At 34.0% G+C, this 24722-nt stretch carries 23 protein-coding genes; 1 reads left to right on the top strand and 22 read right to left on the bottom strand.

The window, feature by feature from the left end; all coding sequences use genetic code 11:
* Window positions 1-41: 41 nt before the first annotated feature.
* From RH915_RS03545 to pssA, 22 genes are all read right to left on the bottom strand, one after another.
* Window positions 42-1865, bottom strand: coding sequence for a BCCT family transporter (locus RH915_RS03545; RefSeq protein WP_310477934.1), 1824 nt, complete (start codon window positions 1863-1865; stop codon window positions 42-44).
* Window positions 1866-1975: 110 nt separating this feature from the next.
* Window positions 1976-2170 carry a YwbE family protein gene (locus RH915_RS03540; protein WP_310477933.1) on the bottom strand — a complete coding sequence of 65 codons (195 nt, stop codon included), beginning with the start codon at window positions 2168-2170 and terminating at the stop codon, window positions 1976-1978.
* A 208-nt stretch (window positions 2171-2378) separates the two neighbouring features.
* The gene (locus RH915_RS03535) at window positions 2379-3272 is read right to left on the bottom strand and encodes a metallophosphoesterase (RefSeq protein ID WP_310477932.1); all 894 of its coding nucleotides are present in this window, start codon (window positions 3270-3272) and stop codon (window positions 2379-2381) included.
* Between the two features lie 246 nt (window positions 3273-3518).
* Window positions 3519-5336 carry a ferrous iron transporter B gene (locus RH915_RS03530; protein WP_310477931.1) on the bottom strand — a complete coding sequence of 606 codons (1818 nt, stop codon included), beginning with the start codon at window positions 5334-5336 and terminating at the stop codon, window positions 3519-3521.
* Between the two features lie 6 nt (window positions 5337-5342).
* Entirely contained in the window at window positions 5343-6368 is a 1026-nt protein-coding gene (locus tag RH915_RS03525; RefSeq protein WP_310477930.1) for a lysylphosphatidylglycerol synthase transmembrane domain-containing protein, read from the bottom strand.
* A 32-nt stretch (window positions 6369-6400) separates the two neighbouring features.
* Window positions 6401-6943, bottom strand: a complete 543-nt coding sequence (locus RH915_RS03520; protein ID WP_310477929.1) for a class I SAM-dependent methyltransferase — start codon at window positions 6941-6943, stop codon at window positions 6401-6403.
* 330 nt (window positions 6944-7273) lie between these two features.
* Complete coding sequence (locus RH915_RS03515) at window positions 7274-7549, bottom strand: FeoA family protein (protein WP_310477928.1); 276 nt, start codon at window positions 7547-7549, stop codon at window positions 7274-7276.
* Window positions 7550-8041: 492 nt separating this feature from the next.
* Complete coding sequence (locus tag RH915_RS03510; protein ID WP_310477927.1) at window positions 8042-9538, bottom strand: restriction endonuclease subunit S; 1497 nt, start codon at window positions 9536-9538, stop codon at window positions 8042-8044.
* A 1-nt stretch (window position 9539) separates the two neighbouring features.
* Window positions 9540-9716 (bottom strand): hypothetical protein, encoded by a 177-nt coding sequence (locus RH915_RS03505; protein WP_310477926.1) that lies wholly within the window; start codon window positions 9714-9716, stop codon window positions 9540-9542.
* A 29-nt stretch (window positions 9717-9745) separates the two neighbouring features.
* Window positions 9746-11008, bottom strand: coding sequence for a class I SAM-dependent DNA methyltransferase (locus tag RH915_RS03500; protein ID WP_310477925.1), 1263 nt, complete (start codon window positions 11006-11008; stop codon window positions 9746-9748).
* 22 nt (window positions 11009-11030) lie between these two features.
* Window positions 11031-13415: an EcoAI/FtnUII family type I restriction enzme subunit R gene (gene hsdR, locus RH915_RS03495; RefSeq protein ID WP_310477924.1), complete on the bottom strand. Its 2385-nt coding sequence runs from the start codon at window positions 13413-13415 to the stop codon at window positions 11031-11033.
* A gap of 523 nt (window positions 13416-13938) precedes the next feature.
* Window positions 13939-14706 (bottom strand): hypothetical protein, encoded by a 768-nt coding sequence (locus tag RH915_RS03490; RefSeq protein WP_310477923.1) that lies wholly within the window; start codon window positions 14704-14706, stop codon window positions 13939-13941.
* Window positions 14691-15644: a MarR family transcriptional regulator gene (locus RH915_RS03485; protein WP_310477922.1), complete on the bottom strand. Its 954-nt coding sequence runs from the start codon at window positions 15642-15644 to the stop codon at window positions 14691-14693. The genes RH915_RS03490 and RH915_RS03485 overlap by 16 nt, the downstream gene beginning before the upstream one ends.
* 531 nt (window positions 15645-16175) lie before the next feature.
* A complete protein-coding gene (locus RH915_RS03480; protein ID WP_310477950.1) occupies window positions 16176-17033 on the bottom strand; it encodes an IS3 family transposase in 858 nt (285 codons plus the stop codon).
* A complete protein-coding gene (locus RH915_RS03475) occupies window positions 17030-17368 on the bottom strand; it encodes a transposase (RefSeq protein ID WP_310477921.1) in 339 nt (112 codons plus the stop codon). Before RH915_RS03475 ends, RH915_RS03480 begins: the two co-directional genes overlap by 4 nt.
* 87 nt (window positions 17369-17455) lie before the next feature.
* Window positions 17456-18214: a transposase gene (locus RH915_RS03470; RefSeq protein WP_310477920.1), complete on the bottom strand. Its 759-nt coding sequence runs from the start codon at window positions 18212-18214 to the stop codon at window positions 17456-17458.
* Between the two features lie 77 nt (window positions 18215-18291).
* Window positions 18292-18546, bottom strand: coding sequence for a hypothetical protein (locus tag RH915_RS03465; RefSeq protein WP_310477919.1), 255 nt, complete (start codon window positions 18544-18546; stop codon window positions 18292-18294).
* Window positions 18547-18811: 265 nt separating this feature from the next.
* Window positions 18812-19576, bottom strand: coding sequence for a hypothetical protein (locus tag RH915_RS03460; RefSeq protein ID WP_310477918.1), 765 nt, complete (start codon window positions 19574-19576; stop codon window positions 18812-18814).
* Between the two features lie 669 nt (window positions 19577-20245).
* Complete coding sequence (gene rlmD, locus RH915_RS03455; protein WP_331618285.1) at window positions 20246-21604, bottom strand: 23S rRNA (uracil(1939)-C(5))-methyltransferase RlmD; 1359 nt, start codon at window positions 21602-21604, stop codon at window positions 20246-20248.
* A 14-nt stretch (window positions 21605-21618) separates the two neighbouring features.
* Window positions 21619-22338, bottom strand: coding sequence for a pseudouridine synthase (locus RH915_RS03450; protein WP_310477917.1), 720 nt, complete (start codon window positions 22336-22338; stop codon window positions 21619-21621).
* A gap of 15 nt (window positions 22339-22353) precedes the next feature.
* Window positions 22354-22914, bottom strand: coding sequence for a DUF6648 family protein (locus RH915_RS03445; protein ID WP_310477916.1), 561 nt, complete (start codon window positions 22912-22914; stop codon window positions 22354-22356).
* A gap of 113 nt (window positions 22915-23027) precedes the next feature.
* Complete coding sequence (gene pssA / locus RH915_RS03440; RefSeq protein WP_331618283.1) at window positions 23028-23543, bottom strand: CDP-diacylglycerol--serine O-phosphatidyltransferase; 516 nt, start codon at window positions 23541-23543, stop codon at window positions 23028-23030.
* Window positions 23544-23741: 198 nt separating this feature from the next.
* Here pssA and fba point away from each other — a divergent pair, with 198 nt between their 5' ends.
* Entirely contained in the window at window positions 23742-24677 is a 936-nt protein-coding gene (gene fba, locus RH915_RS03435; RefSeq protein WP_310477914.1) for a class II fructose-1,6-bisphosphate aldolase, read from the top strand.
* Window positions 24678-24722: the final 45 nt, after the last annotated feature.

Here is a 24722-nt window from a genome sequence, read left to right as displayed (position 1 = left end):
TTAGTTGGTAAATTTTATAATACAATTAAAATTTTTAGTTCTTACGAATCTTTATCCTCATCAAACATTTCTTTGAACCCTTCTTTCACTTCCTCGTAAAGATCTTCTTTGATATCTTTATATATATCTTCTTTGATTTCCTCGTACAGTTCTTCTTTCGCTTCATTTTTAATTTCTTCGTATAACTCATCTTTTACTTCATCATAAATTTCTTCTTTTAATTCTGTCTTCATTTGATCAGAATCGGATTTTATAAATTCTTCTGAAACATGTTCTTTAACATCGTCTAAAATGGAAGACTGGATCTGATTCTCTATTGTTTTACGTTCTCTATGTACACGTTGCTTACGTACAGCCCGTAAATCTTTAGAAAACATGATTAAAATTGAAACAACCATCATTAGCATTACAAGTGCAAATGGCAGTGCAGTAATAATAGAAGCAGTTTGTAGTGCATCTAAGCCCCCACCGCCTGATAAAAGAAGGACACTAGCAGTACCTGCAATTAAAAAGCCCCAAGCTAACTTTACCCACATTTTTGGCGTTAATGTACCTTTTGAAGTCATTGCACCAAGTACGTAGGAAGCAGAGTCCGCTGATGTGATAAAAAAAACAAGAATAAGAACAACAGCAAGTACCGTTGTTATTGCACTAAGCGGCAATTCTGCTAGTGTTACAAATAGTGCAATCTCGACTTCTGATAAAACAAGTTCACTGATACCACCGGCACCAAACAATTCAACATGTAGTGCTGTTCCACCAAACGCACTAAACCAAATAATCGCAAGGATAGAGGGTACAATTAATACGCCAGCTATAAACTCACGAATCGTACGGCCTTTTGAAATACGTGCAATAAATATACCCATAAATGGCGCCCAAGATATATGCCACGCCCAAAAGAATATCGTGTTCGTTCCCAGCCATTGGGAATCAGAAAAAGGTGTTAAAGTTAAACTCATTGGAACAAGGTTTGTAATATAACCGCCTAATGTTGATACCATGTTCTCAAATATAAAAATCGTTGGTCCGACCAAAATAACAAATGCTAATAAAATTCCAGCTATCACTAAGTTTATATTACTTAAAATCTTAATCCCTTTATCAACACCACCAGCAGCTGAGAACATGAATAGAATCGTTACAACTACAATTATACTCATTTGAGTTAAAGCAGTGTTTGGTATGCCTGTTAAGTAGGATAGTCCTCCACTAATTTGCATTGCACTCAAGCCAAAAGTTGTTGCAACACCAGTTGATGTCGCGATTACAGCTAATGTATCAATCACTTGCCCTCCAGGTCCATTAATTTTTTCACCAATTAAAGGATAAAAAGCCGATGAAATAAGTGCCGGTTGATCTTTTCGATACTGTACATAGGCTAACGTTAGCCCAACTAATGAGAAAATCGCCCATGGGTGTAATGCCCAGTGATAAGCGCCATAACGTACTCCAGCAACAGCAGCATCAGCTGTTTTTGGTGTTATACCAACAGGCGGTTCTAAATAGTAAAGAATGGGTTCAGCAACACCCCAGAAAACAAAACCGACACCAATTCCAGCTGCAAATAACATCCCAATCCATGAAAACCAGGTATATTCTGGCTGATCCTCAGGTTTACCTAAGCGTAACTTTCCAAAGGGACTAATTGCTAAAAAAATTACGAAAAAGACAAAGAAAGCAGTAATTAACATATAGAACCAACCGAAGTTCTCAATTGTCCAGGAAAGACCACTCTGGGCTGCTTCATTTAGAGAAGTAGGTGAAATCGCTCCCCATATTACAAATAATAAAACAATGATACCGGCTGCATAAAAAACTGTAGTTGGTTTTTGTGTTTCGTCTATTTTTTGATTTTCATTCACATTTTTCCTGTATTTAAACAGTTCTCTCCTCTCATATGTATCGAAAAGTCAGTTTCTTTTAAAATGTCTACTTAATACCCCTAATTATGTTATATACATGAGCTAAATATTTAACTCAATATTTCCTTAACCCTACCTACTATACCACTCTCAAGCATTACCTTTATGCCATGGGGATGCTTATGCGCATTTGTAAGTATTTTTAAAACTACACCCTCTGTTAATTTACCTGTCCTTTGATCTTGTTTCTGAACTACTCTAACCTTTGTTCCTTGTTTTATATTATTTCGTATCGTTCCGTCCATTTTATTGCCCTCATTCCTTATTTGTAAGTTGTACACTATTATAACCGTTTTCCATACAACCAACAATTATTTCTTTTATCTTACTAATACAGTAGTTTATTAAATATAACTTTTTGTCCTTCCAAGATTTTTAGTTTGTACTTTCATATTCTTCTAAATATTTTTACCAATTAAGCAATGATATATTAACTTTTAATTGTACTATAAATTACCTTATATCGAATTTCTCGATAGGTTCAGGCCCTTGGATTTTTTCTCTTTTTACTTGTAGGGTTCCTTTATGATTAGGTACTGTCTGCCACTGTACCAATTGAATGTTGCCATCGGATATTTCAATAGCTGTAATTCTTGTAGGATAAACGCAACACCCCATATTAAAGTAGGGTAGCTCATTATGCTTAGGATATTTGATCCTATGGGTGTGTCCACAAAGGAGCATCATTTTATTTTTTTTAATCCATTTCTTATAGTTTTTTTCGATTTTATGACGTTTTTCAGCATTTTTTACAGGACTAGCTGGGTTTTGGATACCAAAAGCGTGAAGGAATCTCCAGAAATATTTTAGGGATAGCATCGTAAAGAACCAAAACTGATCATTTAAGAAATCACCCTGATGACCATGAACAATTAGAATTTCTTGATTGGTTTTTTTAACTTTCAATACTAATGCTTCAAGTGGTTTAATTCCATATAGAAACTCATGTTCAGTTTCGTAGTAGCTATCATAATAAGTGTAGTAATTATCTCTAACATAATCTTGGTTCTTCAAATATATATTATGATTTCCATAAATTAAAATTAGTCGATCATCATCATAGAATCTTTTAATATTTTCAAACGTCTCATGATGGGCATTTTTTATGTTTGCGAATTTAGAATGCTCCCAGAGTTCATCTCCATCTCCTGCTTCTACATACGTGTATCCATTATTGAAATAATGCTTAAGCGCATAATTGTAGGCGTTTTCATTCCTTGTAAACTCGTCAGCAAGACTGCCCGCACCTCTATGACAGTCACTAAGAAAAACATATTTCGAATTTTCATCAATATACGCTACTTTAGCATTATTATAAGCTTCTGTTAATCTTTTAGCAGTCCGCAAATTTAATCACCTCACATAATTTAAATGATTTATAATTTACATACCCTAATTTCTTCATGCTTAATATATAAAATTTAAGTACGAATTAAAGAATTCTTTCTGTTTCTTGATTAGATCTTCCATGTAGATAGAACCACATTATTATAGAAGTGAAAAAATAAAAAACAGCCGCGGATTAATATAATTGCATATCAATCCGTTGGGCTGTTACTTTAATTTCTATAAAAGAACCTGAAGCGCTTTTTCTTATACAAATAAACCACCAATTCGTATAATGATTCCACCTACTAAAAATGCTAATGTGCTGGTTAGTACTAATATAACTGCAGTCATCTTCAGATTAAATTCTCTGGCAAGGGTGGCAAGTATCGCCACACAAGGAACATATAATAATCCTACCACAGATGCTGTAAATAATTGTAGCATGGTTAGGTCCATTTCCACTAGTGGAACTACTGTCAGTTCTCGCCTAAGAACTCCTAATATTAATGGCACCGATGCTTCTGCTGGCAATCCTAACCAGTTAACCACTAAGGGACTAAAGAGTTCTCCAATGAATTCCATAATTCCCGACTCGTAAAGCACTGCAGCAACTCCAACAATTGCCATCATTGGTAAGGCGCCTTCATCAAGATAATTTTTCACCTTTGACCATACCTTCTTAAAAATCACCTCACCCTTAGGCAGCAGTAGCTCCGGAATTTCTATTATGGTATGGGGCCGGCTTCCCGGTAGAAGCTTATCTAAGATTAGGCCTGCAAGAAAAATAACGAAAAATGAAAATATAAAAATCATCAATAGTGCTAAGATAGATCTTTCAGCTAATAAGGAAATAAAGGCTCCTGTTTGAGCAACACAGGGTATTCCTAAACAAACCATAGTAGATACTGTGATACGTTCTTTACGGGTACTTAATTGTCTGGTGGCCATAATAGCTGGAATTCCACATCCGTAGCCTAAAAGTAAAGGTACCATGCTAGATCCGGGTAAACCTAATTTATTTAATAAGCCATCCAATAATGCTCCTAGTCTTGGTAGATACCCACAGTCCTCCAATATACTTAAAGCAATATAAAAGGAAATTACATAGGGTAATACTAAAGTGAAGGGCCATTCTAACCCCTTGACAAAAATCCCATATTCTCCGATTAATACCTCGAGTATAAATCCTTGAGGAACAACGAGTTCTATTACGCTACTAATAGCAGGGATAATTAGACCTCTAAATAATGGAAGTAAAATAAATCGGCGTAGACCCATACCAACACCCACAACAATTCCAAAAACTGCCATTAATATAATTCCTGCTAAGGGAAGGCCTGGCCATGGTTTAACTAAGCGTTCACCCCATATTTGTCTTTTGGTTTTTTTCTCTGTTTTAGGTTTCGTCTTCACTTCCTGAGTAATCTTTTCTGCCTTTTTCCAAAGGTCTTCTTGGACTTCTGACTTTTCCTCTATATGAACTTGCTCCCCATCACTAGAAGCTCCTGTAAACAACATCTGCTCTAGGGTTTCCTTTACGGTGTTAACCCCTTTTTTATCCACAGCTACCGTTGGAATTACTGGCACACCAAGTCTTTGAGAAAGTAGTTCTACATCAATTTTCTCTCCACGATCTTCAATCAAATCCATACGATTAAGTACTGCAATAGTAGGGATTCCGTACTCTAGCACCTGAAAGAAAAGATATAAACTACTTTCAAGATTATGGGCATCTATTACGCTTATGACCGCTTCAGGTCTATGATTTATTGTAAAATCTTCAATTCCTGCATCCTCATGACAACTATTTATTTTTTTAGAACTGATTCTTCCTTGAAGCATTTCAACAGCTACTCGTTCTGCCTCGTTGTTTATTTCAAGCGTATATGTTCCTGGAACATCTATTAGATTAGCTCTATGATCCCCTAGTTTAATTTCTCCTGCAGTAAATTCTACTGTAGTTCCAACATAATTTGCAACACTGATATTTAAACCGGTAAGATGATTGAACATTACACTCTTTCCGATATTGGGTTGTCCTATCATGAGAATATTAGGTCTATCCTGATAATTACTTGCCAACTTAAATCACCTGCTTTCAACATTTTTACTGTTTGGTTGTTTTAATGTTTTTGCTTTATTTAAATAGTAAATCATTACGACTCCCGAAATCAATAAAGGAATCCAAAAGGTAATTACACGGGTCATTAAAGCTATGGAAAATGCTTCATGAGAAGCTAAATGCTCATAAGCTAAAACTAAAGCCATACTTCCCTCAAAGGTAGCTAACCCACCAGGTAATAGAGGTACCATACTTACTAAATATGCTGTATAAGTTGCGATGATCACTACAATTACACTTAATTCATAACCAAGCATCCTAGCTACTAAGTATACCTTCACAGGATACAAGGCCCATACCATAAAGGCAATACTAAAAAGAAAAATCCTTTTATGGCCAGCGCTGATAAGTGTTTTTGACTGTATAGAAGTTTCGATCATAAAAGCATATATTTTAGTGCTTTTATGAAGTATTTTAGTAAGTAGGGGGTGGCGAATTTTCCCTTTATTAAAAATCTTGTTTGCCAATACATGCAAATGTAATCCTTGTAAATTAAATAAGAGTAAAAAAAGTATAAAAAATAATAACAAACCTATAAAGGCTACATAAACAAATATAGGGACTTCGTAGCTAAAGAAAGCCACTGCTAAGGTTACAAAACTGATCCCTAAAAAAGGTAGCATAGAAAAAAACTTACTCATTAAAGTGATAGCAGTAAGCTGTGAATATTCCAGTCCAGTTTCTTTCTGCATTAAATATACTTTTAGCGCTTCTCCCCCCACCTTTACAGAAGGAGTTACACTTTCCACAAAGGAGCCTGCTAAATTAATACCAAAGACGCTTCCCAAGGAAACCTTAGGAGATTTTTGTTTTAATAAGTAATGCAATATATAGGTGGTAGAAAACAGTGTACCAAGCTGTAACATAGTTAGCAATAGCAATTGAGTTATACTTATACGACTGATAATACTATATACTTCTTCCCAGCCAAGTATAAAGACAACTACTAAACATAATACGACCCCCACCATTAATAAAAAGGTTTTCTTCAAGTTTATTTGCCTCCAGTCTTTTCTACTCCCACCTACGGAATTAAAAATAGATAAGATTCTTTAAATGCCTTCATCCTATGTAGGCATTTCCCATTGGGCTGATATTTCTCTGATAAGTAGCCATATTCTTCTTTAAATTGATCTACCGGTTGTCTAAAAATAATCCTGCCCCCTGGTGGGCCAACAGCCATCAAATTATCAAGCATTTCTTCCTTATCTTTTATATGTAGGGCAACAAGTGCTGCTGTAAAAGTAGGAAGTGCTTCTGGTGTTCCATCTCCTAGTTTGACTTCAATATTTTTCTCTAATCCATATTTTTTCAAGCACGCTTGAGCCATTTCAACAGCTTCCTGATCCTTATCTAAAGCAATTACTTTTGCTCCAGTCATTTCCACTATATGAAGGGCTGTAAAGGGTATTGCTCCACAGCCTATATTTAGTACAATATCATCTTCCGTAATCTTGGCCAACTCCACTTCTTTTTTTACTACATCCCTATATAGGTTGTGATATAGTTGAAAGGTTGGTCGAAATCTACAGACTACTTTTTCTAAGGATGTAAACAACTTTTTCATACTTTAAAACCTCCGGTTGTCTCTGAAATTTCCTCTTTCAACACAAAACATCAATATAAGTTGAAGCTCCAACTTATATTGATGTTTACTTTTAATTAATTCACATACTTGAGGAAATTACATAATTAAATTTAGACGAATAAATATAAAAAATATACCTTCCCTGCTTCGAATTTGTCGACTTGTTTTTTATTATAAATTCAATGATACAAGTCAACAAATGAGGCGCGACCTCAGGTAACATTTTGTATATTTATTCTATGAGAACCTTAAATAATGTAATTATACAATTTCCTCACTTCTATAATTTAAAATACGCTATCCATTAATTTAATCTACTATAATGTCTTGAGCAACCTCTTGACCTAAAGCAATGTTTCTCCCGTCAATAGAGCATAGTATAGGACCATTAAGTGCTCCCTTTGCCATGATAGTCACGATCTTATTCATTCTAAATCCTAGAGAGGCTAAATAGGAATTCGGTGGCACATTCACAATTTTACCCTGTTCCCCACATGTTAATTGTTTTAGAGATCTATTTGAAGTTTGATAGACCTTATTTATCACTTTATTGCCTTTATGTAATCTACTAATTTCTACAGCCACACAAAGTCACGTCCTTCCTCATTTTGAATCTATTTGTAATTTTTAAAAATCGACGATAATGATTTTCATTAACTATAATTGTAAAGCATTGTTATAGTTTTGTCAATGATTACAGTGCTATAAAATAATAAAATATTGTCATTTCCTTGACACCCATTAATACAAAATTTCTCCTGTATATTTTATACTTTTTCTGGATTTTAACTATTCATGAGACCTTTTCTCTCAAAAAGCAAAATCCCCTAAACTTAACGTCTTGGGGAGCATATTGCTATCTAATTTATCTATTTTTCAGGCAAATAATAAAGTCTTCCTTCTTTAGCAATTCTAAGTCATCCAAGCCTGACGCAATTAATATCAAGGCGTACCGAGCTATATGGCACTTGTTTTTGTTTTCAGTATACCCCCTATTGAATTATACGGTTTTTCACACGAGGCGCACGTGGTCGTGTAAGTAGAAATCTGTAGGGGTTACACCTGCCCTAGTGGTAGTTAATCCACCTTTTTTACTAGTTGTTTTGTGTATGGTAATAATTCCTCTATCTTCTCCACGATACGTTTTTGTTCTTCTAGTGGGGGGAGGGGTAGAATATAATTTTTCACTGTATTAGTACCTAACTCTATTTGTTTCGTACTTCCGGACGATTGCTTTTCAATTACGCTTTGTACAGTAGGATTGGCAATATAAAAATAAAGATATTTAAAATCAACATATTGTTTTAATAATCTAATGACAGTTACATGACTATCAGTAACAGCAAACTGATATGGATTTTTATTTTCTTCGTATATTGCTACTCTTCCTAAGGTTCCTAACCCTGTTGAATTCCACATCAAATCTCCATCTTGTAAGATTCTTTCTTGCTTATAAGATTCTATGGTATTAGGATCAATAAACTTTGCTTTCTCTAGACTAAACCCTGACCACTGATTACATTTTTGTGCAACAACTGGGTACATTTGGATATCTGAGTATTTTGGTGACTTCCCTCTTTGTATGTATTCACATACTTGTTCTAACCTAACCCACTTCCAATTCTCAGGAATATCAAATGTAATCTCATCTTCTGTAATGTCTGGAAGTGCCTTTGTCTTTTTAATCTTTTTCTCTTTTATCAGCTTTTCTTTTTCTGCTTGAATCTGCTTATAAAGGTCTTCTGCCGTTCCATCTTCTTCTCGTTGCTCTACTAGCTTGCCTTGGATGGCATATTGCAAAATCGACTTTTGCATATCCTCTGGGAACTTTTTATTCAGCTCCTCCACCTCAGTATAGGCTTTATCGTATTGGTCAACATAAGGCATTAGTTCTTCTATCTTTGCTACGATACGCTTTTGTTCTTCTAGTGGGGGGAGGGGGATAGGAAACCTTTTAATGGTATCCATCGAAATATTGTCATTAGTTGAGTTTTTACTTATTCTTATAATGTTTTGTATTATAGACGATAGAATAATATAGTTGATATACTCTGGTAACAAACTATGGCTGATTTTAATTGTTGCTACTCTTTGATTTGTCATCATAGGCTCATCTATTTCTTTAACAAATAAGCTCTTACCAACAGTCCCACCTGTCATGCACAACAAGATATTATTCTTTTCAAGCAAAAACATTTGAAGAGAGTCATCATAAGGATGTCTTACAATTTTATTGTCAACAAATCCTCTTTCATTAAAATCTGATATTCTTATCACCCTTACACCCTGTTCTGTGTAATTAGTGCTTTTAAATGCATACCCTCCTGTTATAGTAGCGAGTTGTTCTAATTTAACCCACTCCCAACTCTCAGGAATATCGAACGGTTTTTCATCCTCTGTAATTTCTGGCAGTAGTTTGGTCTTTTTAATCTTACCCTCTTTAATTAGCCTTTCTTTTTCCACTTGTATCTTTTCTATTAATTCCTTTGCAGTACCTTCCTCTTCCCTTTGTTCTACCAGTTTTCCCTGTATGGCAAGTTGAAGGATACTGTTTTTTAAGTCTTGTGCCTTCATTTTAATTACCTCCAAGCATAGAAGTAATTTGTTCTAGTACGTGATCGATTTCTGCATTAAGAGAAGCTCTTTTTTCTTGATATTCTTGAATCAAGTCCATTGGCTCAAGAATAACTTCTTCTTCGTGAGGAAAACCACAAAGGTCAATATTGTAACTTCTTTCTATGATTTCTTCCACTGTATATTTTTTCGCTTTTGGGAAAGCCTCTACTTCGATTTCTTCTCTATTTTCCCACCAGTTAAGGGCATCATTAAATGCTCTAGTTTCATCGGTCTTGTCTTTGAAAAGTTTTTATAGCCTTCTGGCATGTCCACTCGATAGAACCAAGTTTCTTTCGTAGGCGCAGTGTTATCAAAGAATAAGATATTGGTTCTAATGGATGTGTAGGGTGCGAATACACTGTGGGGCATTCTCACCACTGTATGGACATTAAACTCACTGAAGAGCTTTTTCTTAATATTAAATTTGGCATTATCTGTTCCAAATAAAAATCCGTCTGGAATGATTACTGCGCATCTACCCTGTTTTTTTAGTCTATACATGATCACATTCATAAATAAATCCGCTGTTTCTGAGCTTCTCAGTTCTGTTGGGAAGTTTACTTTTACACTATCCTTTTCACTTCCTCCATATGGTGGATTCATTAGAATGATATCAAAGGGCTCCATTTTACGAAGGTCTTTGTAATCCATCTCTAGAGCATTACCATGTAGGATGTTTGGATCATCTATATCATGAATCAGCATATTAGTGACACAAAGCATATGGGGTAAGGCTTTTTTCTCTATCCCATAAATAGACTTGTTATAGATTTCCCTATTTTCAAGGGAATTTCCCACCTGCTTATCAAGCTCGCTTAAGGCTGAGGTTAAAAAACCACCAGTTCCACAGGCAAAATCAGCTATTTTTTCCCCTAGTTGAGGCTTTACTACTTTTACCATAAAGTCTGTCACTGCCCTTGGTGTATAAAACTCCCCTGCATTCCCAGCACTTTGTAAATCTTTAAGAAATGACTCATAAATAAAGCCAAACTCATGTCTTTCCTTGTATTCTGTAAAGTCTATTTCATCGATTATATTAACAACTTGTCTTAGAAGCACACCATCTTTTTGATAGTTGTTGGCATCTTCAAAGGCATAGCGAACAATTACTTGACTCATAGGGGTTTCTTCATCAATTTCTAAATTCTTTAAGGTTGGGAAAAGTTTATTGTTTACAAAGTCAAGTAGGGCATCACCTGTTAGGGCTTCACCATCTTTTTTATCTACTGCCCAATCTCTCCATTTAAGTCCTTCTGGGATTATAGAAACATAGTTATCGTCATGAAATTCCCACATTTCTTCTTTTGCATCATATATTTTCAAGAATAAAACCCATACAATTTGTTCTATTCTTTGGGCATCTCCATTTACTCCTGAATCATTTCGCATGACATCTTGAATTCTTTTAACAAAGTTATTTATTGCCATTTTATCTACCTGCCTTTTCTATTTATGCATAATATATTTCGTTTTCTAGTTCTTTGACAGCTTTTAGATAAGCTTCTTTACCACCAAAAGCTTTGACAATTTTCATCGGACTACCGATTTGAGCAAATTCCTTTAGTTGTAGTACCTTTGTATCTTCAATCTCTTTAATACCATCATTAGCATACTTATCAAGTAGTGCTTCTATAACCTCTTTAGCAGTATCTGAATATTTATAGAGATAATGTCTTTTCTTCACATTTTCTGCTCGTTCTTTTTTCGTAAGTGGTGCTTTATCATAAGCGATGTGACAGATAAGGTCAAAGTCATCTAGCTCCGTCTGCCCTAATTCTTCTCTTACAGCATCAAGAAGCACACCACCGTCTTGTAATTCATCAATGATGGCTTGTTTTTTCTCCGCTTCTGTCCATGTTCTTAAAAACTCGTCTAATCTCGAATACTGCTCTAGGATGTTTTTCTTGGTATAATCAATAAGGCTTTCTGTGATAAGCTTTCCATCTTTATCTACATATTGCACCCGTTCTGACAGAATGCTTACGGTTATATCCCCAACATAATACTTTCTTGGCTTATCTTCCCCTTCATCATCAAAAGGTGGTATATTACCAGTGCCATATTCACCTTCCTTTTCATTCACACGACCATTCGCTGTATCTTCCTCAATGCCCACTTCCTCTTCGTCTGTTGGCTTTTCCGGTTCATCTACTGGGTCACCCTCACCAAGGTCAATAACTACTTCCGGTTTGCCATCAAAGGCAGGATCGGCAAAAAGTCTACTGGCATTTTTAAAATCCATAATAGTAAAGTAGGTCTTACCATATTCTTCAAGAAGCCTTGTTCCTCTACCAATGATTTGCTTAAACTCAGTCATCCCATTTTCACCAAAATTATTATCCAACACAATTAATTTACACATCTTAGCATCTACCCCTGTAGTCATTAGCTTGCTAGTCACTGCTATAACTGGGTAAGTGCTTTCTTCATCTATAAAGTTTTCAAGTTGTGCCTTACCTTCATCATTGTCACCGGTAATACGCATAATATAGCGATCATTCTCTGCATACAAATCCTTGTTTTCATTAATAAGCGCTTGTCGCATTCTTTCAGCGTGTTCTATATCCACACAGAATACAATGGTCTTACTAAATCTATCTGTCTTCTTTAAAAACTCTGTAATTTTAGCTGCCACAATCCGCGTACGATCATCTATTACTAATTTACGGTCAAAATCTTTAACATTGTATTCTCGATCTTCTATCTTATAGCCATGCTTATCTACTTTACCTGCTTCTGGGCGATAGCCTTCAAGGTCTTTGTCCAGACCGATACGAATCACTTTATATGGAGCTAAGAAACCGTCTTCGATTCCTTGTTTTAACGAGTATTCATAAATTGGCTCACCAAAATAAGAGAAACTCGATGCCTCTTTTGTTTCGATAGGTGTAGCTGTACACCCTACATGAGTAGCTGAAGAAAAATAATCAAGGATTTTTCGCCACGCTGATTCTTCTTTGGCGCTTCCTCTATGACACTCATCTATAACGATAAGATCAAAGAAGTTTGGTTTAAACTGTAGATATGCTTCTTCTCCCTCATCCCCTGCTAGTTGTTGATACAGGGCTAAGTATATCTCATAAGAACTATCAAGGTTCTTATTTTTAACCTTTGTCATCTTACCACCAAAAGGCTTAAAATCTCCTGAGATGGTCTGGTCAATAAGTACATTTCTATCTGCTAAAAATAGAATTTTTTTCTTAAGTCCTGACTTCCAAAGTCGATAGATAATTTGGAACGTCATAAAAGTTTTTCCCGTACCTGTGGCACTGACTACTAGTACACGATTTTGCCCTTTAGCAACAGCATCAACAGTTCTGTTTATTGCTACCCGCTGATAGTAGCGTGGACTTTTATAATTTGGTATGTAGTAATAAGGCTCAAGTATAACTTTCTCTTCGGCCTCATCAATGCCTTTATCGATTCTGTATCTTTTGTATAAAGCTTCTGGCGATGGAAATTCTTCTAGCTTCAGTTCTTTTACTCCCCCTGTAATAAGATTCTGTTCCACAAATCCTTCTCCATTTGAGGCATAGACATAAGGCACATCTAGCGCTTTGGCATAGTCAATAGCTTGTTGAAGCCCTGCACCAACCGAATGATTATTGTCTTTGGCTTCTACAATGGCTAAAGGAAAGTTGCTTTTATAGGACAAAACATAATCTGCCCGTTTTCTTTTCCCTCTTGCCGTAACATTCCCACGCAAAATAATACGCCCTGCTGTAAAAGGGTATTCTAATCGTACTTGCTTTTTAATATCCCACCCAGCATTTGTAATTGCCGGTGTAATGTATCTGGCTTTTATATCTTCTTCAGATAAGTTTCTCTTTCCCATAATCTCCTTCCTTTCTCCTTTATTTTTTAATATCCCCTAATTGATTTTAAACCCCACGATGTTTCTTTTTGCAATAGGCATTTATAGATTTCATATAAGCTTTCTAAATTAACTATATTTCCTTTTTTAATACAGACTACGGCGTATGTAATACAGCTTATCTTTTAAGTATGTTTTTGGCTTATTCCAAGCTAATTTCTATCATAGCCATGTAAAATAAATATAATTACAGTATACCATATTCTTACACAAAAAAATAAAGAAAACCTTACATTATAGCAAGGTCTATGTGTTTGTAAAGGCTATTTTATTTTTTAGATATTGTCCAATATATACGTCAATATTTTGTGCAGAAATACAAATATGTCATGTGAAATACTTAAGAACAAAAGTAGACAGTGACTTTCTATATCATTCAACACCAATCTTCAATCCAAAATTGTCTGCCATGAGTTCCTCCCCTCCTTTAAAGCATGAATAAAGACACCATATTATGATGTCTCTTTGGAAATCTTATATTCGATTAAGCTTCTGCTTTTTCTAAGAATATATCACCTAGAATTTCTAGCATTTCATCAAAGCTTGTACCTTTAATACCTAAGTTCTTCAAATCAGGTTTGTCTTCCTTGATTTTGTCAATGAACAGAATAACATCATTTTGAATTTCTTCTGTGAACTCAATCCTGCTTGTAGGAGATACATTGGCCAGAAGTCTAAAGACATCATTCTTATGTTTCTTTATATTTTTCGTATCGATCTCTTCTCCGACTTCTTTTCGTTCTTTCATATCCAGCCATGCCTTAATCTTAAACAAGATGACCGTTTCAATTTCAATGAGTGAATAGCCGTGTACTGTGCGTTTCCCTTTTACTAATAGATCATAATAATCATCGTTTAGTAATATTGCTGAGAGACTGACAATGCTATCATTAATGTGAATAGGCGTTAGTCCCCTATCGAAACTAAGTTCAAATTCATTAGGAAGCTTGCTGAAAAGTTCAATCATTTTGGGAAAGGATGAATCCTTCGGTTTAGTGAAACGGTAAAATTGATTTTCACCAGTTCCCTTCTCACGATGCTCATAGCCTCCATCTTCTATGAACTGCCAGAAGGTTTCTCCAAAAGAGGAATCCAGAGCTTCAATGATTAGCACTATATCCAGGTCTTTGGTTGCTCTAAACGGTGCTCCCAACTCATCCATAAGAATATCGCAAGCAGTTCCTCCAATAAAGACATATTGACTTGTATGATTTCCAAAATACTCTTTGAATTTTTCTAATCCCTGTACCATGATTCACCTCGCAATACCTCTTCAAGTGCTTGCTCAATCCTTTCATCAGTTTCTTCTTTCAAAGTTGCGTATAAAGAGACCAGGTCTACATGGTGTTTGTTAGAAAACAGTTTCGGATCATAATCCCAAAGTTCTAGCTCCACCAGTTTCGCATCTTTTATCAAATCATTATTATTAACAACTTCTATTTGCTCTTTATTTAGCTGATTTCTATCTAATGCCAGGACAGGATGACCAGGTGAATTCAACATGGATAAGCCTGCCAGCGCATCCAGTCCTGCAGTCAAGGCCCCTACAGGTTTTGTCTTGGTGTAGATGATTTTTCTCACTGGTGTTTTAAGATAAGCTTGACCATTTTTAAAGTAATCCGGATCTGGAATCCTTCTATATTCCTTACTCCGTCCTGTCTTCCCAGCAATTTCATAGGTGATTAAATTCGCATGGTACAGGTTATTTAACGCCCTAGAAGCTGTCATTTTGTTAAATCCCATCTTATCTGCGAATTCAGTTATATTTACAACTTCATCTTTATGGTACAAGAAATACAAGTACGCAATCTGTGCAGGTGTTGTAAAAAGCTTTGTTTCCTTATCAACATGCTCTGGCGCTTTTTTTAAATCGAGACCTAAAAACGGCAAGTACATTTGCCCATCTTCAATCACAAATGCAATTCTGTTTTCAATTAAACTCTTTCTTCTATACCTGGTAATCGCTTTGTAGAATAGCACAATATGAAGATCTGTCAGGTTTTTAATTTGCTTTATATGCTTTTGTAGCTGATCGATATTAGGCATCTCATGTATAACTTCCACTAGAACACATCGTGTTTCAAGAATTGTCATCTCATAAAAACTGTAATTGTTTCTCAAAAAAATCGGCAAGTTATTCTTTTTATTCCAAGTATTCAGTGTAATATGCTCATCGATATTCTCTTTCAAATAGGCTTCAGCTGCCATTAACAATTAAACCACCTCCTAATATAACATTTTATACTTAAAATATAACATTTAGTTTGTTGCATTGCAAGTTAATTTTGTTACATTAGGTTAATTTAACTTTTTGATTTTTAATCTAACAGTATCTAACATGTCAAACCGTATTTCTATTATTTTGCCAATTGAGGTGCAAAATAAACAAAAGCATGATCATCCACTTTAAAAATGGGCTGTCTAAAGTATAATGGTTACTATTAATAAAGGTTAAAGCACCACCAGTTATTAACATTGAGATAACTGTTATAATAAAAACAACACTATAATATTTATTCATAACCATTTACCACAAAGTATTAACAAAACGGGACGGTGTGGTCAAGACCCATTTTAGGTTACACCTTGGGTACGGTTAATTAATCTATTTTTTTCTGGCACTATAATTTCTGAAGGTCTTTAAAAAGACCAGATTTAACGTTCTTAATCCTAACTGTCCCTACTAGAATATTTAATGACTTTAAGTATTGCTAACTTCCACTAAGATGCAGCATTCATATCTGTATATTTTTGTGGAGACAATCCACCTAATCGTGTTTGCGGTCTATAATTATTATAGTAATTTAAGTAGTTATTAACTAAATCTTTTACTTCATTAACATCAGATAATTCTCTAGTGTGTAGATATAATTCTTCGCATTTAAATAAACTAAAGAAGCTTTCTGCTTTAGCGTTATCCCAACAGTTTCCTTTCCTCGACATGCTCTGACGAACACCTAGTTCTGATAGAAGATCCATGTACTTGATACTTCTGTATTGCACACCTTGATCACTATGAATGATTGCATCTTTCAAATTAATTTTACCAACAACCTGTTGTATCGTTTTGATAACCAATTCTTTATCTTGCTTATCTGACACAGTTGCTGACACAACCTTACTATCGTACAAGTCCATTAAGACACATAAGTAAGTCATACCAGTTTTTGTAGGAATAAAAGTTATATCTGTAACATATTTTTCACCCTTAGATTGAGCTATAAAGCTTCTCTTCAAAAGGTTTGCCTTTATATCTGCTATAGATTCTTTAGATATTTTCTTTTTTCTTCTTGTTATAGAACGTATATTTAGTTCTCTCATAATTCGTAAGACTTTTTTATGGTTCACCATTAGACTATAGTCTTCTGCTAATTTATGTTTTATAGATCTGTAACCTAACCTTCTTCCAGATTTATTGTATATTTGGAGGATCTTTTTTTCTATATCATCTGATCTTTTAGCAGGCTTATTTTTGTATTTGTATAAAGATGTACGACTAATTCCTGCAATTTCACAGAGTAGGCCAATAGGATATTTATACTGTAATTCTAATATAGCTTGATACTTATAATCTCTTATTTTAGTTTTTTTTTAGATAAGAAGGGCTTCATGTATTTTATAGATTCTAAGTACTCAATTTGTGCCTTTAATCTAATATTTTCAGCTTCTAATTGTTTCTCTCTAGTTGTTTTACTTGCATGAGGTATATGAGAGTTTTTGCTTGGTCCAGCAGTCTTATGAAGTTTTGAGGCATCTTCAGGTAGCAGCCCTTTTTTCTTTAATTGCTTTTCCCAGTTGTTTATATAGTTCTTTGAAGGTAATTCATACCTTCTTGCAATAGCTCTAACGCCTATATCGCTTTGATAATAGTCTTTGATGACCTGTAACTTAAACTCATCCGTGTACTTTTTCATCCGTATCATCTCCCCTTATAAGTAGTATACATAACCGTCCCTTACATGTACACTATATAGGGTCTAGTACAGTGACTGTTTACTCCATTATATTCCAATAACTTTATTTCTACTTAGCCCTGATATGGCTATAATCTGTCTATTTGTCAATCCCATGGCCTTTAATTTTTTTATAAACAATATTCTTTGCTCTACTGAGATGTTTTCTATGTTGTTAATCCCTAAGGTTTTCTTCTCACTATCTACAATACTTTCTGCTTCAGTATCTGTTCTTCTTATGTTGTCTATTGTTAAATTTATAGGAACTAAATCTTTTTTCATAAATTCTTTTCTGAATAGTTCTTTTGCCTTTCTTTTATTTGTATGGTATATGCTAAGTAGAAATTCGGTATCGGTTAATGTGCTTTTATTTGTATATTCCTTGTAACTGCTCCATTTGAAATTCGTTGGATTCTCAACTATTTTTGCTTTTACTGGATTGTTCAATATGTACTTGGCCACTTCAATTAAATACGCCTCTGTTTCTACGGTTTCACTTTTAAATCGGTCTTGAAATACGTGTCCAACCCTATTGTGCCTTTGATTAAACCAAGCGCCATAAGTGCCACACACTTTTTTCATAATTGTACTAATTGTAACTTCATTCTCTTTTAATAAAAAATGGGCATGGTTATCCATTAAGCAGTATGCGTATAACTCAAACTTTGTTTCTTCTTTTGTTTTCATCAGAATTTCTATAAATTTGTTCTTGTCTACTTCATCGGAGTAAATATTTGAACGATTAATTCCTCTAATCATAATATGATATATTCCTGTTGAACTTATTTTTCTAGCTGCTCGGGGCATTCTTACACCTCCATATCTTACTTTTAATTATACATTATTATCATTTCCTTATCCTTCCTTAAGCTTGCATCATATAACTATATCTTTCCCCTCTTCAGTTCCTTTAAAAAACTGTATAGAAATATCGTAATAATAAGAGCCACACCAATGAAAGTGTACATCATAATCTTTTCTTCTCTCATCATAAAAGATAACCACAGAAATAATACGATCCCAGAGAAGATCACCAGAATGACAAAATTTTTGAAGATATTTGGTGCTCTATCGGATTTTGCAAACTCAAAACTTCCCTCAATGATAATTTCAAAAATAAATTCCAAGATAAATCCCAAAGGATGCCCACCTTTCATTTATCTCTTACTCTTACAATGCAAAAGTATAGTAATGCTTTATTTATTATATTCCTATAACTTTCTTACTACTTATACTGTTATTACAATAATATCTAACCAACAATTCCAGCGCTTTTAATCCTTTTATAAGGTCTAATAGCTCTAACCTACTTTTGATTATAACAATTTCAAATATATATTACCATATTTTAGTGTGAAAAAGTCACCGTCCCTTTTTGTTTCAATACAGAAGTATCATTTGAGGTTATAATATTGTTTGTTTCTTCTGATAATAAAATTTACTTCTCATACCCCAAAACGCTAAAGCTAATTCTATATATTCCTGAACTCTTCTAGCTGAGTTAATTGCTTTCGAACCTGAATATATTAAAGCATCTACAAGTTCTTTATCGTATATATTGTAAAACATTTCACAATATTGGTATATACTTTCACTAGGAGATTTTTTATATTCAAAACACTTCAACGCTTCTTTTAATATTAAACAATTCTCTTGTGTTGAATGATTTAATACTAATTCATTTTTTCCCTTATAATATTCATCTAAAGCCCAAATAAACGTATCCCCTCTATCATTACCAATAGATTGTTTTGCTATTTGTAATTTGCCTTGTTTAACCATAAGAGAACAATTTTCTATACTGTAGTGCATTCTATGGCATATTTCTAATTTATTTAGATACTCTTCCTTCTCCTCTTCATCTTCAATTTTCTTAATATATTTTCTAAAATTATCATATCGTCCCTGTCCGTTTTTGCTATCTTTACCAGAAAAATTAAAAATAATATCTCCACTAACTGAAATATTTTTGTTATTTTCTTTTGTAATCCCTTTTATTTCTGATTTTATAAATGCTTCTTTCCTACCAGCTTTTATGTCTGGTTTTGATAAATCAAAAATTTTACACAAAGACATCGTCTCGTCGCAATCTGACTTATACATTATCTTATATGCATCCCAAGCTAAATCAGATGTATCAAATCCTTCAACATTTCTCTTTACTTCCATACTTATTCCCTCCAAATCATTAAAATCTAAGTAAGTTTTTTTCATTTACTTCTTCGAGATATATTTTTTTATCCTAAAGCTAGACCCTAACAAAACACCCAAAATCCCGCGCCAACATCCCCCAACTATTCGCTAAATGTTCGTTTATGTAAAGCGAATGGATAGTTGCAACCGAGGGTTAGTACTAGAGGTAACTTTTTCCTAAAAATTACATTTAAGGAAGTGGACTAGGGATAGGACCCTCTTGAGATAGACCCTCTGTATAACTAAAGGGGACAGTGACAATTTTATTCATCCATTAATCTAAATATTGTATATCCATATATTTTCTTTTGTCTATTTAATAAAAATGTCGGTGAATTCTTTAAAATAGTGATTTTGTGTTATAAAGGCCAAGTTTTCCCAAGAGCAAAGATGCGATTGGCTAGAAAACGACGGCGGAAGTCTAGTAACACTACATAAAAAGTATAGATATATTACTAGAAGCAGAGTGAGTAGAACGGTTGTATTATCAAAAATTTAAGGCTTAAGTGAATTTCTAATACAATATATTAAAAGCCCGTTTCTATTAGCTCGTCCAACGTCAAAGGAGTTGTTGACGAACTTATGCAAGAAAATCTTAAATCTTTGATTTGTCATTTCTACTGCCATATACTTTCTTCAGTCGTTTCACTCCTTCACAAGGAGTGAAACGACTTCTGTATGCGGCGTATGGGGGAACATATCCATACACTTTACTTTTTGTACTTTATATCCTTTTTGCCCTAATTCAGTTAGGTCTCTTACTAGTGTTTTTGGGTTGCAGGATACGTATACGATCTTTGGTGCATCAAAGGCGATTATATCTTGTAGTGCTTGTGGGTGTATGCCTGCTCTTGGTGGGTCTAGTATGATTATGTCTGGTTTTTCTTTTAATGATTTTATTTTTTCTTTTACGTCTCCTGCTATAAAGGTACAGTTATCTAGTTCGTTTAATTTTGCGTTGTTATTGGCTGCTTCTACGGCATCTTCGATGATTTCTATACCGATAACTTTTTCTGCGTTTTGTGCGACTATTTGCCCAATGGTCCCGGTTCCACAGTATAAATCAAACACAGTTTGGTTATTTGCATCACCTACGAAATCTCTAACGATTGTGTACAGCTTTTCTGCCCCTGGACTATTTGTTTGGAAGAAGGAAAAGGCTGAAATTTTGAATTTTAGTCCTAGCAGTTCTTCTGTTACATAGTCTTGTCCGAACAGGATATCTGTTTTGTCACTTTGTACTGTGTCGGCTAAGTTATCGTTAAAAGTGTGTAAAAAACCAACTAGTTTCCCTTCAAGCTGTAAATTTTTTATTTCTTGAAGTAATGGGTTTATATCTATATCCATTTGTGTTGTTGTGACAAGATTAACTAATATTTCTTTTGTAAAATATGCTTTTCTTACAACAAGATGTCTTAAATAGCCTATATGCGACCTACTGTTATAATAGGGTATTTCCCTTTCTTTAAAAAAGTCTAAAATAGTACTTAGAATTTTTCTAAAATCTTCATCCATTATGGTGCATGCATCAACAGTAACAATATCGTAATGACGCCCTCTCTTATGCATGCCTAATGTTAAGGGGCCTCCTTTTTCTTCGTCTCCAAAGGAAAACTCCATTTTATTTCTATAGCTATAGGCTAACGGGCTTGTACCAATTTCTTCCCATCCTTTTACTGCTATATTTTCTTCTTCAAAAAGTCTTTTTACCTGATCTTCTTTCATTTTAACTTGATCTTCGTAGGAAACCCCTTGTTTAAAACAACCACCACAAATTCCGAAATGTTTACAGGTAGCTTCTTTTTCTAATGGTGATTTTTCTACAATCTCCATTACTTTTCCTTCTACTTTATTTTTTCTTACTTTTGTAATGTAAACTTTCACTTTTTGTCCTTTGATTGCGTGTTTAACGACTACTTTCGTTTGATCTATGTAACCGTAGGCTTTGCCTCCGAACTCATTTTCTTCTATTGTTAAATCCACAAGTTGCTTCTTCTTAATCATTGCATACACTCCTATTAATTAGTCAAGCTTTCTAGCTCATCTTCGGTTAATTCTCTATACTCACCTAGCTCCAAGTCTTTATCTAAAGATAATGTGCCCATTGTTAACCGCTTTAAATAAATAACTTTTTTATCTACTGCCTCAAACATACGCTTTACTTGATGGAATTTACCCTCGTAAATCGTTAAGGCTATTTCTGATACATCTGCTGATTTAATTATTTCTAACTCTGAAGGCAAGGTTTTGTACCCGTCCTCTAGGGTTACACCAGCTTTAAATGCTTTTATATCTTTATCGGTCACTTTACCTTCTACCTTTGCATAATAGGTTTTTGGTACATGTTTTTTTGGTGACAATAGTTTGTGGGCCAATTGACCATCATTGGTCAATAATAAAAGTCCCTCTGTGTCTTTATCTAATCTTCCCACTGGAAATACATCAAACACCCTAAAACTAGTGTCAATTAGGTCTATCACGGTTTCATGTCTTGAGTCTTCTGTAGCGGATATAACATCTGGTGGTTTATTCATCATCAAATAAACAAACTCCCTATATTCTATTAAGTCTTCCCCTACTTTTATTTCTGATTGATAAGGATCTACATGGATACTACTACTTTTTACGACTTTATTATCTATTGTTACCAACCCTTGTTTACAAATGGATCGTATATCTTTTCGACTTCCAAATCCAAGGTTGGCTAAAATTTTATCTAATCTTTGTGTTTTACTCATTTGTCCCTCCATATTTTAGTACTTTTCATTGATATAGTTTTCTATTAATGATTTACGTGTACCCTCTTTAAATACAAGCTCATCCTTTAAGTGATTTAATAACCACTGGTTTCTTGAATGTAAGATAATCTTTGGATAATCTTTAAAAATTATTTCAAATAAATTCTCCTTTAAGTTTGGTGAAGAAACTTTTATATAATATGCTTCTACGCCAATATAATCAAGAATTTGAACAGCTTTATGGGTACTTTGATCTTTTTTTCTATAATAGAAATTTACTTTATCCATTAAATCTCGATTAAGATCTTCGTGTTTATCGTTTTTTCGCATTTCTCTTGCTTGTAAATAGCAATACTTTGCCATCATATTATAGTACTGATAATTGTATATGGCTTTTTCAAAGCTATCGATATTTTTAAAAGGTTTTACATTCATTCTTTGAATATAACTATAATTTTCTTCTATAAATTCTTTTTTCGTTAAATCTCCTTTTTGAAACTGGGCAATCAGGCTATCTCTCTGGGCTGCAAATTTCTCAAACATATTTTCACCTTGTACGTATTTCAAATTAAACACCCTTTTCAGTTTTAAGAACTAATATATTACTTATACCATTTGTTTTAAAAACCAGTCAGTTCACGATACTACTATCGATTCCTAACTGGTTTTTTAGTTAAATTATATTGAAATTACCTTTTTCTTAGCTTAATCTTTGTTGATATCATTGCATAGGATAAAAATAACATCATAGAAATGATAAAGTAGGGATTTGTCGTATAGTTTATAGAATAAAGGGTCATTAGGGCAACAATTCCACCACACATTGTAATAGGAATGCCTAAATACACGCCTTCAAACTCCATCACATTATATCTGGCCAATCGATAAGCACCACTTATGGCAAATAATAATATAATGATCAATCCAAAGTTACCATATTCGCCTAGTTTGAATGCATATATTAATATGGCCGGAGCTACTCCAAAGGAAATTAAGTCACACAATGAATCCAACTCTTTACCTAATTCGCTAACAACGTCAAATTTTCTTGCTAAAGATCCATCAAATCGATCCATAAATGCAGCTAGTAAAATTAATAAAGACGCTGCTACGTAATCTTCTTTAATAATATTTATAATAGCCACAATACCAAGGGCTAGATTAAAGAAAGTGAAAATATTTGGTATATGTGCTTTAACACGCACATCAATCACCTCAATTCTTACTTTATATTTTATCATACTTTGTTAAAAAATATTTCTAAACTTTAATAAAAAATACACAAGACTAATTACATTTTACTGTATTTTGACAAAAATTGATAGTAATAACTTATAAAAAATGATATAATTTGCATTGAAAATCCAAAATATAATATATAAATGAATCAAGGAGGTACTTTAATGCCATTAGTTACTAGTACAGAGTTATTCCAACAAGCATACAAAAACAAATATGCTATTGGTGCCTTCAACGTAAATAATATGGAAATTATCCAAGGAATTGTTGAAGCTGCAAAAGAGGAACAGTCTCCTCTAATCCTTCAGGTTTCTGCTGGAGCTAGAAAATATGCAAGTCCAATTTATTTAAGAAAGCTTGTTGAAGCTGCTGTTGAAGATTCAAATTTACCAATTGTACTCCATTTAGATCATGGTGAAAGCTTTGAAATATGTAAACAGTGTATAGATGACGGTTTTACTTCTGTTATGATTGATGCTTCTCACCACCCTTTTGAAGAAAACATTGCTATTACTAAAAAAGTAGTAGACTATGCTCATAGCAAAGGTGTTGTTGTGGAAGCTGAACTTGGTAGACTTGCAGGTATTGAAGATGATGTTAATGTTAGTGAAAAGGATGCTATTTATACAAATCCTGAGCAAGCAGCTGAATTTGTTGAAAAAACTGGTGTAGATTCTTTAGCGATTGCTATTGGAACAAGTCACGGGGCATACAAATTCAAAGGAGAGCCATCACTAGACTTTGAAAGGTTACAGGAAATTGCAAAGTTATTGCCAAACTTTCCCCTAGTACTACATGGAGCATCTACTGTTTTACCGGAGTTTGTGGATTTATGTAATCAATATGGTGGTAATATCCCTGGCGCTCAAGGTGTGCCTGAGCATATGATTAAAAAGGCAACACAGTTTGGGGTTTGTAAAGTAAATATTGATACTGACCTTCGTCTTGCAATGACTGCTGCAGTTAGACGTGAGCTACAGGCAGATCCAAAAAACTTTGATCCTAGAAAATATTTAGCTCCTGCTAGAACTGCTATCAAAGAAATGGTTCAGCATAAAATTGCGAATGTATTAGGCTCAAGTAATACTTTAAATAAATAAGTTTAAATGCTGGTGTGTTCACACCAGCATTTTTATTATCTTCTT

This window comes from Serpentinicella sp. ANB-PHB4 (assembly GCF_031432315.1).
Classification (GTDB): Bacteria; Bacillota; Clostridia; order Peptostreptococcales; family Natronincolaceae; genus Serpentinicella.
The sequence above is the reverse complement of the archived record's forward strand: the minus strand, read 5'-3'. Positions and strand labels throughout refer to the sequence as shown.